At 47.4% G+C, this 15,450-nt stretch carries 16 protein-coding genes; 2 read left to right on the plus strand and 14 right to left on the minus strand.

Features of this window, described 5'->3' with window-relative positions; all coding sequences use genetic code 11:
• The first annotated feature begins 4 nt into the window (after positions 1-4).
• The gene (dnaG, locus tag NBH01_RS19155) at positions 5-2,197 is read left to right on the plus strand and encodes a DNA primase (protein WP_008764182.1); all 2,193 of its coding nucleotides are present in this window, start codon (positions 5-7) and stop codon (positions 2,195-2,197) included.
• 91 nt (positions 2,198-2,288) lie between these two features.
• On the opposite strand, the gene folE is transcribed toward dnaG, so the two are convergent.
• The 14 genes from folE to NBH01_RS19225 form a co-directional block, all read right to left on the minus strand.
• A complete protein-coding gene (gene folE, locus NBH01_RS19160; RefSeq protein WP_008760851.1) occupies positions 2,289-2,879 on the minus strand; it encodes a GTP cyclohydrolase I FolE in 591 nt (196 codons plus the stop codon).
• Between the two features lie 7 nt (positions 2,880-2,886).
• Positions 2,887-3,336, minus strand: coding sequence for an SPOR domain-containing protein (locus NBH01_RS19165; RefSeq protein WP_008760850.1), 450 nt, complete (start codon positions 3,334-3,336; stop codon positions 2,887-2,889).
• A 234-nt stretch (positions 3,337-3,570) separates the two neighbouring features.
• Positions 3,571-4,329 carry a triose-phosphate isomerase gene (tpiA, locus tag NBH01_RS19170; protein ID WP_008760849.1) on the minus strand — a complete coding sequence of 253 codons (759 nt, stop codon included), beginning with the start codon at positions 4,327-4,329 and terminating at the stop codon, positions 3,571-3,573.
• 32 nt (positions 4,330-4,361) lie between these two features.
• A complete protein-coding gene (locus tag NBH01_RS19175) occupies positions 4,362-5,675 on the minus strand; it encodes a BT_3928 family protein (RefSeq protein WP_008764181.1) in 1,314 nt (437 codons plus the stop codon).
• A complete protein-coding gene (locus tag NBH01_RS19180; protein ID WP_008760847.1) occupies positions 5,665-6,207 on the minus strand; it encodes a DUF1599 domain-containing protein in 543 nt (180 codons plus the stop codon). Before NBH01_RS19180 ends, NBH01_RS19175 begins: the two co-directional genes overlap by 11 nt.
• 109 nt (positions 6,208-6,316) lie before the next feature.
• On the minus strand, positions 6,317-7,189 hold the full coding sequence (locus NBH01_RS19185; RefSeq protein ID WP_008760846.1) for a peptidoglycan DD-metalloendopeptidase family protein: 873 nt from the start codon (positions 7,187-7,189) through the stop codon (positions 6,317-6,319).
• Between the two features lie 18 nt (positions 7,190-7,207).
• Positions 7,208-7,672, minus strand: coding sequence for a nucleoside-diphosphate kinase (ndk, locus tag NBH01_RS19190; RefSeq protein ID WP_008760845.1), 465 nt, complete (start codon positions 7,670-7,672; stop codon positions 7,208-7,210).
• Between the two features lie 223 nt (positions 7,673-7,895).
• Positions 7,896-9,992 carry an ATP-dependent DNA helicase RecG gene (gene recG / locus NBH01_RS19195; RefSeq protein WP_008760844.1) on the minus strand — a complete coding sequence of 699 codons (2,097 nt, stop codon included), beginning with the start codon at positions 9,990-9,992 and terminating at the stop codon, positions 7,896-7,898.
• The gene (locus NBH01_RS19200) at positions 9,993-10,652 is read right to left on the minus strand and encodes a 2-C-methyl-D-erythritol 4-phosphate cytidylyltransferase (protein WP_211462121.1); all 660 of its coding nucleotides are present in this window, start codon (positions 10,650-10,652) and stop codon (positions 9,993-9,995) included.
• A 7-nt stretch (positions 10,653-10,659) separates the two neighbouring features.
• On the minus strand, positions 10,660-11,211 hold the full coding sequence (locus NBH01_RS19205; RefSeq protein WP_215709567.1) for a DJ-1 family glyoxalase III: 552 nt from the start codon (positions 11,209-11,211) through the stop codon (positions 10,660-10,662).
• Positions 11,212-11,236: 25 nt separating this feature from the next.
• Positions 11,237-12,115, minus strand: coding sequence for a TonB family protein (locus NBH01_RS19210; RefSeq protein WP_250700226.1), 879 nt, complete (start codon positions 12,113-12,115; stop codon positions 11,237-11,239).
• Positions 12,116-12,156: 41 nt separating this feature from the next.
• Positions 12,157-12,573 carry an ExbD/TolR family protein gene (locus NBH01_RS19215; protein WP_008760840.1) on the minus strand — a complete coding sequence of 139 codons (417 nt, stop codon included), beginning with the start codon at positions 12,571-12,573 and terminating at the stop codon, positions 12,157-12,159.
• Positions 12,574-12,618: 45 nt separating this feature from the next.
• Positions 12,619-13,338, minus strand: a complete 720-nt coding sequence (locus tag NBH01_RS19220; RefSeq protein ID WP_008760839.1) for a MotA/TolQ/ExbB proton channel family protein — start codon at positions 13,336-13,338, stop codon at positions 12,619-12,621.
• On the minus strand, positions 13,338-14,051 hold the full coding sequence (locus tag NBH01_RS19225) for a pyridoxine 5'-phosphate synthase (protein ID WP_048697017.1): 714 nt from the start codon (positions 14,049-14,051) through the stop codon (positions 13,338-13,340). The genes NBH01_RS19220 and NBH01_RS19225 overlap by 1 nt, the downstream gene beginning before the upstream one ends.
• Positions 14,052-14,163: 112 nt before the next feature.
• Here NBH01_RS19225 and NBH01_RS19230 point away from each other — a divergent pair, with 112 nt between their 5' ends.
• Positions 14,164-15,072, plus strand: a complete 909-nt coding sequence (locus NBH01_RS19230) for an NAD kinase (protein ID WP_130041154.1) — start codon at positions 14,164-14,166, stop codon at positions 15,070-15,072.
• Positions 15,073-15,450 lie beyond the last annotated feature (378 nt).

Below are 15,450 nucleotides of genomic sequence, written 5' to 3' on the forward strand. Positions count from 1 at the left end.
AAGAATGATAGATCAAGTTACCATAGACCGAATTTTAGATGCCGCACAGATTGTAGATGTAGTGTCTGAGTTTGTCACCCTGCGCAAACGCGGAGTGAACTATGTAGGTCTGTGCCCGTTCCACAACGAAAAGACTCCGTCATTCAGCGTCTCCCCTGCCAAAGGACTTTGCAAGTGTTTCAGCTGCGGTAAGGGCGGAAACTCGGTCCACTTCATCATGGAGCACGAACAGATGTCGTATTACGAGGCACTGAAATATCTCGCCAAGAAATACAACATCGAAATCAAAGAACGGGAGCTGACCAATGAAGAGAAACAGGCGCAGACAACGCGCGAAAGTATGTTCATTGTCAACAACTTCGCCCGCGATTACTTTCAGAATATCTTAAAGAATCATGTGGACGGGCGCAGCATCGGTCTAGCTTATTTCCGTCAGCGTGGATTTCGTGATGACATCATTGAGAAATTCCAGTTGGGTTACTGTACGGAAAGCCATGATGCCATGTCACAAGAAGCATTGCGCAAAGGCTACAAGAAAGAATTCCTGGTGAAAACGGGAATCTGCTACGAAACGGATGACCACCGTCTTCGTGACCGCTTCTGGGGACGTGTGATTTTCCCCGTCCATACCCTTTCCGGAAAGGTGGTCGCCTTCGGCGGACGTGTGCTCAGCACCGCCACCAAAGGGGTAAAGGTGAAATATGTCAACTCTCCCGAGTCGGAAATTTACCACAAGAGTAACGAGCTATACGGAATCTATTTTGCCAAACAGGCGATTGTCAGGCAGGACAGATGTTTCCTTGTGGAAGGATACACGGACGTTATCTCCATGCATCAGTCGGGCATAGAAAACGTAGTCGCTTCATCGGGCACCGCATTGACGCCTGGACAGATTCGTCTGATCCACCGTTTCACCAATAACATTACCGTACTCTATGACGGTGACGTAGCCGGTATCAAAGCCTCTATCCGCGGAATCGATATGCTGCTGGAAGAAGGCATGAACATCAAAGTATGCCTGCTTCCGGACGGAGACGACCCGGACTCCTTCGCCCGCAAACATAATTCGGAAGAATTCCAGGCATTCATCCATGAGCACGAGAAAGATTTCATCCGCTTCAAGACCGACCTTCTGATGGAAGACGCGGGAAGAGATCCGATCAAACGCGCGGAACTGATTTCGAATATCGTACGAAGCATTTCCGTCATACCGGAAGCCATTATACGGGATGTCTACATCAAAGAATGCAGCCAACATCTGCGCATCGAAGAAAAACTGCTGGTAGCGGAAGTCGCCAAATTAAGAGAGGCGCAGGCTGAAAAAGCCAATCGTCCCAGCTATAATCATTCATCTTCAACAACCGGAGATACTTCCGGTACAGCTGCCGCTTCCGGCACACCGGCTTATTCCGGTGCTCCGACTTATTCTAGTCCATCGAGCCCCTACGGCAATGCAGGAATGCCACCGGAACCCGAATATGATGACGATGGCAATATCGTATCTTTCGCAGATCCGATGTCCGCTGCTACAGGAGGTGCGGCAGGATTTCCTCCCGGCAATGCACCTGCCTCCACTACGGATACCACTGTTCCCGGAGATTCTTATACCTCCTTTATTCCACAGGAAGGGAAAGAAGGTCAGGAGTTCTATAAGTTTGAGCGATTGATCCTGCAGGCAGTAGTCCGTTATGGTGAAAAAGTGATGTGCAACCTTACCGACGAAGAAGGAAATGAAATTCCGGTAACCGTTATCGAATATGTGGTGAATGATCTGAAGGAAGACGACCTGGCTTTCCATAATCCGTTGCACCGACAGATTCTGACAGAAGCCGCCACGCATATACACGATGCCGGTTTTATCGCGGAACGCTATTTCCTGGCACATCCCGACCAGACCATCAGCCGGTTGAGCGTGGACTTGATCAATGTACGTTATCAGCTAAGTAAGTATCACTCGAAATCACAGAAGATCGTGACAGATGAAGAACGGCTGTACGAACTCGTCCCGATGTTGATGATCAACTTCAAGTATGCGATTGTCACGGAAGAACTGAAACATATGCTTTATGCCCTGCAAGATCCGGCACTCGCTCATGACAATGAGAAATGTAATTCGCTGATGCAGCGTTACAATGAGATGCGGGAAGTGCAAAGTCTGATGGCGAAGCGCCTGGGCGACCGCGTTGTATTACGCTAAATTTCTCATCGGTGCCGAGACACCCCTTCATCGGTACCGGAGGCAATCCTCATTGACGGGGAACTACATCGTCCACATTTTGTAAAGCGTATTACACCCTGCCGTGCTGAATCAGATTCATAAACTCTTCGCGAGTCTTGGCTTGATTGAAAGCTCCTGTAAAGTCTGAAGTAGTAGTAATAGAATTTTGTTTTTCTACACCGCGCATCTGCATACACATATGCTTTGCCTCCACTACCACCATCACTCCCAATGGGTTCAGTGTCTCCTGGATACAATCTTTGATTTGCAGCGTCATGCGTTCCTGCACTTGCAGGCGATGGGAAAAGATATCGACTACCCGGGCAATCTTGCTCAATCCCGTGATATAGCCGTTAGGGATATATGCCACATGTGCTTTTCCGTAGAACGGCAACATATGGTGTTCGCAGAGAGAGAAGAAATCAATGTCTTTCACTATCACCATCTGACTGTATTCTTCCTGAAACTTAGCCGAACGCAACACTTCATGAGGGTCCATGTGATAACCTTTTGTCAGACTCAGCATAGCCTTCGCAACACGTTCGGGGGTCTTCAGCAAACCTTCCCTTCCGGCATCTTCACCCAACAAAGTAATAATACTGTGATAATGACTTTTCAACTCCTCCAGATTCGGAGAGACAATTTCTTCTTTTTCTAACATGATACAATTATAAAGGAATATTGATCTGGTCTTTGACGATAGAGACCTCTTTGAATACACCGGTTGCCTTGAGTTTACGCATCATCGCGTCCGCCTCTTCAATGCTCCGGAAATCACCCACACGACAAAGCCAGCGGGGAGGATTGAACGAAGTGTAAATCGTCAGTTCGGGGAAATACTCTTTGATGCGGGAAGCTACACGATAAGCATCATTCTTTGCCTCACGGGTATTATTACCGGCATACGCCTGTATTCTGAATCCGGCTGCTTTCAACACTTTCTGTTCGCCCATAGAAGGACGTTCCACGCCTATCAATGCCTCTATCTTAGGGTCTTGATGAATCGTCACCTTTCCCTGTCCCGGCACTGTACGTTCCAGACTCTTGATGATGTTCTGCGCCTGTGCACCAACAGCGGTAAAAGCCAGCATCCATAAAAGTAAACCTAGTTTTCTCATTCGATAAAAGTTTAATTTCAGGAAGTGGCTAAAAAGTCGATACTATCTGCAATTCCCCTCCTTCTGGAAGGAGGGGTGGCTGAAAGCCAGGGTGGTAGGAAGCACCTGACAAATGAACTTTCATAGTTTTATGTATTCACCTACCACCTCCCCCTACGGGTACTCCTCCTTCCTGAAGGAGGAGAGTTTAGAGTTACTATCTACTTTTTAGTCAGTTCCCGAAAGATATTCTAATTATGCATTGAACGCATCGATAATACCCTTGAAGTCAGAAACTTTCAGAGCAGCACCACCAATCAGTCCACCGTCTACGTCGGGGTTAGAGAACAGTTCTTTAGCGTTAGAAGGCTTGCAGCTACCACCGTAAAGGATAGAAGTGTTGTCAGCGATTTCCTTGCCATACTTGTCAGCTACGATTGAACGGATGAAAGCGTGGATTTCCTGAGCTTGCTCGGGAGAAGCTGTTTTACCTGTACCGATAGCCCAAACCGGTTCGTAAGCAAGGATGATCTTAGAGAAGTCTTCAGCAGACAGAGAGAATACAGATTCCATCTGAGCAGCTACTACTTCGTTCTGCTTGTTAGCTTCGCGTTCTTCCAGCACTTCACCGATACAGAAGATCGGAGTCAGACCGTTAGCCAGAGCCAATTTTACTTTTTCTTCGAGGATAGCAACAGTTTCACCGTAGTAAGCACGACGTTCTGAGTGACCCAGGATTACATATTTTGCACCTGTAGAAGCTACCATTTCAGCAGAAACTTCACCTGTATATGCACCGGATGCCTTGTCTGCACAGTTTTCAGCACCTACACCGATCTTAGCAGCGTCTACCAACGGAGTTACAGATGCCAGGTGAATAAACGGAGTACAGATGATTACATCACAGTTAGGCTTTTCGTTAGCCAATGCTTCGTTCAGTTCTTTTGCCAAAGCGATACCCTCTTGAAGGGTTTTGTTCATTTTCCAGTTTCCTGCAACAATGTTCTTTCTCATTTTGTTCTTTATTTAAAGGGTTAATAAATTTATTATTCTTTTACTTCCTGTTGCTGCTTCCGCTTTTCGTTCTTCCGTTCGCGTCGGCGGACAATCAGAATGTCCACTCCCAACACCAGCAACAGCGGAATGACAAACCACAAGAAAACATATCCAATCGTATGTACGTCACTCCGGACCTTCTGCTGACCGAGTTCCAGATTCTCCAGTTTGTCAGTCAGTACATATTCATCCGGAATGTCTTCATCACTCCATTTGTTCAGAATCGTACCGTTTTTTATCAGCATCAGTCCCGGATTAGAGCGAATCATCGTCTTCAGCGTAATGTCATCCATCTGGCAGAAAGGATATTCCGCACCGGTCTTGTCCTTCCACAATTCTATCTGCTCTTCCGGTGAGGAAGTGAGGCAGTAGAATCTGTAACCATGCTCTACCGAGTAGTCATATATCTCATTAATCAAATCAATGTTACTGTCGTCCGCCTCTTCGATACGATGTGCCACCAGCAGGAAGGTATATCCCATATCCGTCAGCACGTCTTCCGTGATATCATCACCCGTGCTCATATCCATCATGGAGAAGTCGTGGATCGAAGGCTCGTATCCTTTTTCTTTCAGAATGGTATGCGTATCGACAAAGGTCCATGTGCTGTCCGGATAATTGTCTAGTGTAAACTCTTTCTTTTCCCCGTTCTTTTCCAGGATAAAGACACTCTCATATACACTCGGTTTCGCCCCTTCGGGAATACTCATGCCTTTCATGATATTCTGTCCGATCTTGTAAGGACGGAAGTCCAGCACAGGCAGACGGTCCAGACAGTAAAACGACAGTGTAAATACAAAGAATATCGTGTACAGAGAAATCAGCCATTCCATCTTTCGGGTAACGAATCTGATCAGCATTTTCCTCCACTGGAATGTAGCAATCGCGGCAAGCAGCAGTACGATGTTCTTTGCAAATGTCTCCCAGTTAGTCAACACCCAGGCATCGCCGAAACAGCCGCAGTCCGACACCGGATCGAAAATCGCCAGATACAGCGTCAGCGGTGTCATGAAAATCATCAGCACCAACGCCAATGTGGTAGAGATTGTTTTCTTGATACCGAAGAACAGGAAGATACCGATTGAAAATTCGATGGCGGATAATATAATGCCTCCCAACAACGGGAAGAAAGAAGGAAACCATGAAATCACCCCGAAGGCGGTCAGATAGTCCTGTATCTTATACTGGAAGCCCAGCGGGTCGACAGCCTTCACAAAACCGGAAAAGATGAACGATGCCGCTAAAAGGAAACGGCAGACATTCGCTCCTGTCTTCTGGATGATATGTAAGTTCTTATCCTTCAAATTCTATCTTGATCAATCCGAATACTGAATAATTAATCATATCCATATAGTTAGCATCGATACCTTCCGACACCAACGTGTTCCCTGCCAGACTTTCAATCTGCTTGGTACGGTATATCTTCATCAGAATCAAGTCTGTGTAGGAACTCACACGCATACTGCGCCAAGCCTCATCATAGTCATGATTTTTGGCAAGCATCAGCTCCAGCGCTTCCTTTGCATGCTTGTCATATAAAGCCAAAGCCTCCTCATTGCTGATGTCGGCAGATTCGGCATAGCCCAGTTCCAGCTGGATCAGACCGATAATGCCATAATTGACTATCGCAATAAATTCCGAACGGATTCCTTCGTCAACCAGAGTCACCCCTTTGGTTTCGATACTACGAATCCTGTTAGCTTTGATAAAAATCTGGTCAGTAACCGAAGCCGGACGCAGGATACGCCATGCAGGCCCGTAATCGTGCAGCTTCTTGGAGAATAAGTCACGGCACAAGGCGATGACATGTTCAAATTGTTGCTTGGTATCTTTCATCTTCTTCCAAATAGTGCGCAAAGGTAACAATAATTAAGTAAAAACAGAAAGAGGGCACTCTAAATTATATTAAAGTGCCCTCTTCCAAAGCTATTATTGTATTACATCTTTACGAACAACGTAAAACTTGTCCGATACGCAAGGTGGTCGTCGGCTTGATACGGTTCAGCTTACAAAGCGTGCTGACCGATACTCCACGCACTTTAGCGATACGTGACAATGTATCTCCGCTCTTCACTTTATGATAACGGATCGTTCCGTCGGCTACCTGAGTGTCGTGAGAACCGGCACTACGCACACCTTTCGTCTTGCGGAAAGTATAAGTATCGGCTACGATATCCTGTTTCGGGAAGTCGAACATATAAATCGGGTTGATGGCAATTCCCAGAAAGCGGGTTTCAAAGTGGAGATGAGAACCGGTAGAACGTCCGGTGTTACCACCCAGACCGATCACTTCACCGGCTTTTACCAATTGATTTTCTTCAACGAGTTGTTTGGACAAGTGTCCGTATATGGTTTCCAATCCATTGTCATGACGAATCACTACATATTTACCATATCCTCTGCGTTCATACTTCACGATACGTACTTTACCGTCAAAGGCAGCTACAATCGTGTCACCGATGTTCACCTTCAGGTCCAGACCATTGTGCATTCTTCTCCAGCGGGGACCGAAAGGCGAAGTAATCTTCGTACTCGGAGTCGGCATACAGAAGCCTGTGAGGTCGATGGTATAAGTGTCGGGGATGATAGCATTGCCGTAAGCATGTGCATACTGGTTATTCCAGTTTGGATAAAGACTTAAGGCGGGATATTCCGACTGTTCGGCACGGATCTGTTTCTGAAGTGCCAAAGAGTCTACGGTTTTTAATTTCTTGTCTATCGGAGCTTGGCGGGCAATCAGGTCTTGAGAGAAAGAGCTCAGGCTGACCATAGCTGCTACAGCTACCAATCCTGTTTTAATAATGCAATTGAAATTCATTCGTTCTTGTCAATTCAATTAATATTCGTCGTTCGCATACAGGTAGTCAAAAGTCGCCTGTTTGTAGTCGAATATCTCTTCAGGTTTAAAAAATCTCGTTAATTCGATAGCCGCAGTTTCCGGAGAATCGGAAGTATGAACGATGTTTTCTTGAAAACTCATACTATAATCCCCACGAATGGTTCCCGGCGCAGCCAGACGTCCATTAGTTGGTCCCGCCAACGTACGGACTGCTTGAATAGCATCCACACCTTCGTAACAACAAACAATGACAGGAGTTGCCATCATCGAATCTTTCACGCGCTGAAAGAAAGGCTTGCTGCTCAGGTGGGCATAATGCTCGCTTAATAATTCATCCGTCAGTTGCATCATTTTCATGCCGGCCAACCGTAGTCCTTTACGTTCAAAGAGATGAGTGATCTCACCAACCAATCCCCGTTGAAGGGTACACGGCTTCAAAATAACCAGCGTTTTTTCGATCATGATGTGTGACTTTCAAAAGATTAAACTATACATTTACTATAAAAAATTCCCCCAAAGATAGTATTTTCCGATGAAAGGGCAAGTAAGTCATTAACTATTTTTCAGAAGTACGGAGATGAAAAGAACAGAAAAAGCAGCGTTAAAGCCCTATAAATAGGAGGAATAGAAACGAAACATGTTTTGCAACACATTCCCGCAAATAAACTGCATGTTTAACCGTTTTTCAACTTATAGCCGCCCAGTTAACATTCGTTTTCCGGAGAGATTTCAGTTGCCGCCACAGAATCTCATTCTCCGGACTTTGAGCCGACGGGTCGTTATCTACGATATCTTCGGCTATCGAACGGACGTACTGTAACAACTGACCGTCACGGGCAAGGTTCGCAATCTTCAGATCGAAGGCAATGCCGCTTTGCTGCGTCCCCTCCAAATCACCGGGACCGCGCAGTTTCAAGTCTGCTTCCGCTATTTCAAAGCCGTCGTTGGTGCGCACCATTATTTCCAGCCGTTTCCGCGTGTCTTCGGTCAGTTTGTAGTTCGTCACAAGGATACAATAAGACTGTTCAGCACCCCGTCCCACCCGACCGCGCAACTGATGGAGTTGCGAAAGTCCGAAGCGTTCGGCATTCTCAATGATCATCACAGAAGCATTGGGCACATTCACCCCGACTTCGATCACGGTAGTGGCAACCATAATCTGAGCTTGTCCGGAAATAAAGAGCTGCATCTGCTCATCTTTCTCCGCAGACTTCATCTTGCCGTGAACTTTGGCAACGGTACAGCCGGGAAACTCTTCCAGGATATGCTGGTAACCTTCTTCCAGGTTCTTGAGGTCGATCTTCTCGCTTTCCTTTATTAAAGGATAGACGATGTACACCTGCCGTCCTTCTTCTATCTGCTTGCGTACGGCGCGGTACATACTTTCCCGACGGTTGTCAAACTGATGAATGGTGGTTATCGGTTTCCGTCCCGGCGGCAGCTCGTCAATGACAGAAACATCCAGATCGCCATACAACGTCATCGCCAATGTACGCGGAATAGGCGTGGCGGTCATCACCAGCACATGGGGCGGCTGTATGTTTTTCGTCCAGAGGCGGGCACGCTGTGCCACTCCAAAGCGGTGTTGTTCGTCAATAACGACCAGTCCCAAAGAAGAGAAGTTCACCGTGTCTTCAATGACCGCGTGCGTACCTATCAGGATTTTCACGTCTCCCGTCAGCAGTCCGGTCAGGATCGCTTCCCTCTTCTTTCCTTTGATAGACCCGGTCAGCAGTTCGACACGGATATCCATACCGAAAAGCAGTTCCTTGATTGTCTCGTAATGCTGGTTCGCCAAAATTTCGGTGGGAGCCATCATGCACGCTTGAAAACCGTTGTCCAGTGCAAGCAGCATGCTCATCAACGCTACCAGGGTTTTACCACTACCCACGTCTCCTTGAAGCAGACGGTTCATCTGCCGGCCGCTTCCCACATCATTCCTTATTTCTTTCAGTACCCGTTTCTGTGCACCCGTCAACTGAAAAGGAAGGTTCTGCGAATAGAAAGTATTGAAAACATCCCCTACCCGTTCAAAGATATATCCACGATATCGTCTTTGGCGGTCTTTCGCATAGCGGAGGATATTCAGCTGCACGTAGAATAGTTCTTCGAATTTAAGACGATACTGAGCCCTGCGCAGCGAATCGGGATTCGTCGGGAAATGGATATTCCGGAGTGCCTCCGTCAGAGGCATCAGATGATGGTCCGACAGGATTTTGGGAGAAAGCGTTTCCGGCAGGGGTTCCTGTATCTGCTGGATCACCGTAGCCATCATCTTCTCAATCGCATGCGAATTGAGAAAACTCCGTTTCATTTTCTCCGTCGTATTATAATAAGGTTGCAGTCCGACGGAAGAAAGTTTCAGATCATCCGGCTTATCGATGTCGGGATGTGCCACATTGATACGCCCGTTAAACACGGTAGGCTTACCGAAGATGATGTATTCTTCGTGAAGTTTATACTTACCTAATATATATTTGATGCCTTGAAACCACACCAGGTCGACGATTCCCGTTCCATCGGAGAAATGGGCCGTCAGCCGCCGTTGCCGCCCTTCGCCTATCGTCTCGAAGCCGAGAATCTCTCCTTTCAGCTGGATATACGGCATATTGCCATCTATTTCGTGAATGTAATAGATGCGGCTCCGGTCAACATATTTATAAGGAAAATAATAAATCAGATCGTACAACGAGTAGATTTCCAACTCCTTGTTCAATACTGCGGCCTTCTGAGGCCCTACACCGGAGATAAATTTGATGTCGCGTGTGGTTAAATCGAACATTTACAAGAGAGCACTCCCGACCTTCAGGTCAAAGGGAGTTGTTATTTTTATATTTTCGCGATTACCTTCTGCCAGATGTACGGGTACGCCCATTGCTTCGACCACCGAAGCATCGTCCGTAAAGAACGGAGTAAACTCCTGCCCATAAGCCTGTTTCAGCAGCTCCACGTCAAAAACCTGAGGAGTCTGCACTAACTTATATTCAGTACGGCTCACCGTTTCGCTTCCAGCATCCGTCAGACGACGCAGCGTTTCGACTACATCCACCACCGGAATCACAGCTTTATGCTGTTCCGCCAGCTCGTAACACCGGCGAATCACTTCAAGGGTTACAAACGGACGAACTCCGTCGTGCACTCCTACCAGACCGGGAGCCTGCACAAGTGCCAGCCCGTTCTTCACCGAATGAAAACGGGTCTCGCCGCCATCTGCCACAAGATGTTCCACCGAAAAATGATGTTCTTCGCAAAGCTGTTTCCAGAAGCCCTGCTGTTCACGGGGAAGTACCAGAATAATCTGAAGCATCGCATCGTACTTGCGGAATGCTTCCAGCGTACGCATCAGCACAGGTTTGCCACCGACAGGAAGAAATTGTTTGGGAAGATCGCTTCCCATTCGCAAGCCCTTTCCACCGGCGACAATAATCACAGATTGTTTCATAGACAGCTTAGCGTTTTACGCACATCGCTTCTACCAGTTCGTCTACTTTTTCTTTGCCGACCAACAGATCTACGATGGCCAAAGCAAATTCCATAGCAGCGCCCGGTCCCATACCTGTGATGATATTTCCGTCCCGAACTACGGGTTCACTGACACATTCCGCACCTTCCAGGTATTGTTCGAAGCTGGGGTAGCAAGTTGCTTTCCGGCCTTTCAGCAAACCTAATTTGCCCAATACCATCGGAGCCGCGCAGATCGCTGCGATCGGTTTTCCTTTGGCAGCAAAGTCAAGAAGCAGTTTACGCAGTCCTTCATGCTTGTCGAGCGTAGCTGCTCCCGGCATTCCACCCGGCAACAACAGCAGATCGGCATCAAAAAAATCGCAGTTATCAAAGTTTATATCACAAAGTAATGACACATCGTGAGCGCCCATTACAATTTCATCCGGAGTGACAGATACGATTTCTACATTCAGTCCGGCACGTCTCAAAGTGTCGACAGCAGTAAAGGCTTCTATTTCTTCAAAGCCATCTGCAAAAAAAGCATATACAGTTCCCATAATCCTATATTTTTGATTAGTGATACTATCTCAGGTTAAAATAATAAGTGATGGTTCCAGTCTGGTTATTCGGTCCCTCCACGGTGTTGAAGCGAGCCTTCTTCGCCGCGTCTTCCGCTGCCTTCCGCAGGGTGGAGTTCACGGTGTTCGTTTGAGGATTGATACTGGTTCCAATGACTACTCCCGCCGGATTGACGGTGATATTGACTACCACACGTCCTTCTTCGGGCACATTATAGGCAGGCTTTGGCAGACTGCCCGTACCTAAAGAACGTCCGCCAAGGTCAAATGTTCCGTAACCTCCGGTTCCGGTCTTCGCTCCGGTGGATGAATTGCCGTCCTTGCTGCCTTCTGTTCCCGTGCCGCTGGCGGAAGTTCCTTTGCTGCCTCCCATCTGCGCTCCCTTTCCGAAAGCGTTGGCAACCTTTTTCTTCGCAGCTTCTTCGGCGGCTTTCCGTTCACGTTCCGCTTTTTCCTCGGCAAGACGTTTCGCTTCGGCAGCTTTCTCTGCCTCTGTCTTTTCGGGTTTCTTCACCGGTTCTTTGGGTTTCACTACCTCTTTGGGTTTCACGGTCTCCTTTTTAGGCTCCGTTTTCGGTTTCAGCACTACCGTTTCTTCTTCGGTCTGTGTCAGCAGATCCTGTTCCGAGGGCAGTTCCGGCTGCGTTTCCGCAGGTGCAGGTGCTTCCGGTTCTTCGGGCAGTATATCCACGTCCACCAGCGAAGGGTCGTCAAAGCCTCGGGCAAACTCCACATTTCCCAGCATCACAGGTACGCCGCCTGCGTCTTCATCCGGCTGGGGAACCGTAAAGCTCACCAGAATCAAAAGAGCTATCACTGCCACGTGTACCAACAGTGCACCCAGCGCGCCGACGAATTCACCCTTTTTTCTTCTGTCGTCCATAATTGTTTCTTTTTTTAGTAGTTAAGTAGCAACTACTTACTTTATTTGTTTTCCGGCGGGCGTGTAGCCAGCACCATTTTAAAATGATTCTCATTCGCAATGTTCAGCACCCGCACGATTTCACGGTAAGGCACCGATTCATCTGCATACAATGCCACGTACATCTCCGGTTCTTTCTCCGCGCAACCTTGCAGGAACGGAGTCAGTTCGTCCAACGACAGCGGCTTTTCCTTCTCATTGCCGAAAGCAGCATAGAAGTTCAGGTCTTTATCGATCACGACTCTTGTCAGCGGTTTGGCCGAAGTCTGTTGTTTGCCTTGCGGCAACAACACCTTTATGGCATTGGGCGACACCACCGTAGAGGTAATCATAAAGAATATCAGCAGCAGAAAGATGACGTCCGTCATGGATGCCATACTGAAATTGGGCGATACTCTATTTCTTCTTTTTAATCCCACTTTATTATTGATTAGTGGTTAATGATAGTGATTAACGTCTCAGGGTTACTTTTGGGCAGGCTCGTTCAAGAGATCCATAAATTCCATCGTACGAGCTTCCATTTTGTTTACTACACGGTCTACCAGCATCACCAGGTAGTTGTAAGCAAACATGGCAATGATACCCACGATCAGACCGCCTACGGTGGTGATCATGGCTTCGTAGATACCGCCGGAAAGCAAGGTTATATCGATGTTTCCGCTTCCCGCATTCGCCATTTCGTAGAATGCGCGTACCATACCGGTCACCGTACCGAGGAATCCGAGCATCGGAGCACCACCGGAGATTGTTGCCATGACGGTCAGGCCTTTTTCCAGTTTGGCAACTTCCAGATTACCGACATTCTCGATGGCTACCTGCACATCGTTGATGGGACGTCCCAGACGGCTGATTCCTTTTTCTATCATGCGTGCCGAAGGAGTGTTCATCGTGCGGCAATACTGGATAGCCGCTTTGATTTCACCGCTATGGATATAATCCTTGATCCGTTCCATGAACATCGGGTCTTCTTTTCCCGCTTTACGGATCATATAGTTACGTTCAAATAAGATGTAGAAACAGACTACAGACAGTACACCCAGTACAATCATAATCCAACCACCCTTGATAGCCATATCAAGCATATTCATCTCGGGAGCGCTGACCGGAGTCAGCACCGGGTTGGCAGTTGCCAGCGAGTCGGCCATATTCATGGCACCCTGGGCCAATAACATCAATACATTCATTAGCGTAGACAGTTTTTATATTCCTGAATAGTACGTTCCAGTCCCAGATACAATGCGTCGCTGATCAAGGCATGACCTATGGATACTTCGTCCACCCAAGGAATGTTTTTATAGAAATAGTTTAAATTCACAAGACTCAAGTCATGTCCGGCGTTCAAGCCGATGCCCAGCTTGCGGGCTGTTTTGGCTGCTTCCACAAATGGGGCAACAGCCGCTTCCGGATTCTTCGGATATGCCGTAGCATAGGGTTCCGTATAAAGTTCCACACGGTCGGCACCTGCTTTTGCCGCATATTCCACCATCTCCGGGTCGGCGGCAACAAAGACGGAAGTACGGATGCCCGCGCTGTTGAACTGATCGAGAACTTCCGACAGAAATTCCAGATTTGCTTTTGTATCCCAACCGGAGTTGGAAGTAATCTGCGAAGGATCGTCAGGAACCAGCGTCACCTGATGAGGTTTCACTTTCAATACCAGGTCTATAAACTCCGGCGACGGGTAGCCTTCGATATTGAATTCGGTCCGCAACAACGGACGCAGATCATATACATCTGCCCGGCGGATGTGGCGTTCGTCGGGACGGGGATGAACAGTAATACCGTCAGCCCCGAAAGCTTCACAATCAAGTGCTACCTTCACCACATTGGGGATATCCCCTCCGCGTGCATTTCTCAATGTAGCAACCTTGTTTATGTTTACACTTAATTTAGTCATAGTTTTACGCAATATTTGCCGCAAAAATACAAATATTATTATTAGTTGCCTAATAATACGAAACGCATTCTCAGTTCTTTTTTGGTTATTTAAAGTAGAAATCCAAGAAAAAATGCCAATTTTGCAACCGAAACTAATGAAACAGCTTATGAAATTTGCCATTTTCGGAAATACGTATCAGCCTAAAAAGTCTTTGCATGCACTCAGACTGTTCGAGCTTCTCAAGAAGCAGGGAGCGGAAATCTGTATGTGCCGGGAGTTTTACCAGTTCCTGACGGCAGATTTAAAAATGGAAGTGCCTGTCGACGCCCTGCTCGAAGGCAACGACTTCACAGCCGATATGGTTATCAGCATCGGAGGTGACGGCACATTTCTGAAAGCTGCCCGCCGGGTGGGTAGAAAACAAATCCCCATTCTCGGCATCAACACAGGGCGACTGGGATTTCTCGCCGATGTTTCACCCGAAGAGATGGAGGTGACTTTCGAAGAGATTCAGGCAGGCAGATACAGTGTGGAAGAGCGAAGTGTATTGCGGCTTATCTGCAATGACAGAAATCTTCAGGAATCGCCTTATGCCCTCAACGAAATTGCGGTGCTCAAGCGGGACAGTTCTTCCATGATCAGCATCCGCACTGCGATCAACGGTGCTTATCTGAATACGTATCAGGCAGACGGACTGGTGATTGCCACTCCTACCGGCTCTACTGCGTATTCATTAAGCGTAGGCGGCCCGATCATCGTTCCTCATTCCAATACGATCGCCATTACCCCGGTAGCTCCGCACAGCCTCAACGTCCGTCCTATCGTCATTCGTGACGACTGGGAAATCACGCTGGACGTGGAAAGCCGCAGCCATAACTTCCTCGTTGCCATCGACGGCAGCAGCGAAACGTGCAAGGAGACGACTCAGCTGACCATTCGCCGGGCAGACTACAGTATAAAAGTAGTGAAACGGTTCAATCATATTTTCTTCGATACCCTCCGCAGCAAGATGATGTGGGGAGCGGACGGAAGGCGTTGATCTTCCGACCGGACCTTCGCGACTATCAGATTCCGGACCTTCGGACGCAAAAAAGTACATCCTTCCTCACCAGGACAGAATGTACTTAAACAAAAACAAACAATTATATAAAACGGACATCCAAGAGACTCCGTTTATATAAGCAATAAGCATGTTGTGGGAAACATACACATGCTATAAAGGGTTTATCCCCGTTCGGGTACTTCACAGTAACCTTTTTAGAAAAACATCTCACCCCATATTTTATAATTATTCCTGTCTTACCCTGGATTTGGTTGACTACTATAAGTATCAACTAAAATGAATAAAAGATGAAAAAGAGTGACATGACCTTTAGTCCTTATCAGCTTGAACTTCTTGGCGATTTCTATCGTTCGA

Source organism: Bacteroides sp. B1-V-101, from assembly GCF_023656585.1.
In the GTDB taxonomy this organism is placed as follows: domain Bacteria; phylum Bacteroidota; class Bacteroidia; order Bacteroidales; family Bacteroidaceae; genus Bacteroides; species Bacteroides thetaiotaomicron.

Coding starts and splice junctions, on each gene's coding strand:
- dnaG (WP_008764182.1), top strand. CDS start 5: ATGATAGATCAAGTTACCATAGACCGAATTTTAGATGCCGCACAGATT.
- folE (WP_008760851.1), bottom strand. CDS start 2,879: ATGTTAGAAAAAGAAGAAATTGTCTCTCCGAATCTGGAGGAGTTGAAA.
- NBH01_RS19165 (WP_008760850.1), bottom strand. CDS start 3,336: ATGAGAAAACTAGGTTTACTTTTATGGATGCTGGCTTTTACCGCTGTT.
- tpiA (WP_008760849.1), bottom strand. CDS start 4,329: ATGAGAAAGAACATTGTTGCAGGAAACTGGAAAATGAACAAAACCCTT.
- NBH01_RS19180 (WP_008760847.1), bottom strand. CDS start 6,207: ATGAAAGATACCAAGCAACAATTTGAACATGTCATCGCCTTGTGCCGT.
- NBH01_RS19185 (WP_008760846.1), bottom strand. CDS start 7,189: ATGAATTTCAATTGCATTATTAAAACAGGATTGGTAGCTGTAGCAGCT.
- ndk (WP_008760845.1), bottom strand. CDS start 7,672: ATGATCGAAAAAACGCTGGTTATTTTGAAGCCGTGTACCCTTCAACGG.
- recG (WP_008760844.1), bottom strand. CDS start 9,992: ATGTTCGATTTAACCACACGCGACATCAAATTTATCTCCGGTGTAGGG.
- NBH01_RS19200 (WP_211462121.1), bottom strand. CDS start 10,652: ATGAAACAATCTGTGATTATTGTCGCCGGTGGAAAGGGCTTGCGAATG.
- NBH01_RS19205 (WP_215709567.1), bottom strand. CDS start 11,211: ATGGGAACTGTATATGCTTTTTTTGCAGATGGCTTTGAAGAAATAGAA.
- NBH01_RS19210 (WP_250700226.1), bottom strand. CDS start 12,115: ATGGACGACAGAAGAAAAAAGGGTGAATTCGTCGGCGCGCTGGGTGCA.
- NBH01_RS19220 (WP_008760839.1), bottom strand. CDS start 13,338: ATGAATGTATTGATGTTATTGGCCCAGGGTGCCATGAATATGGCCGAC.
- NBH01_RS19225 (WP_048697017.1), bottom strand. CDS start 14,051: ATGACTAAATTAAGTGTAAACATAAACAAGGTTGCTACATTGAGAAAT.
- NBH01_RS19230 (WP_130041154.1), top strand. CDS start 14,164: ATGCCAATTTTGCAACCGAAACTAATGAAACAGCTTATGAAATTTGCC.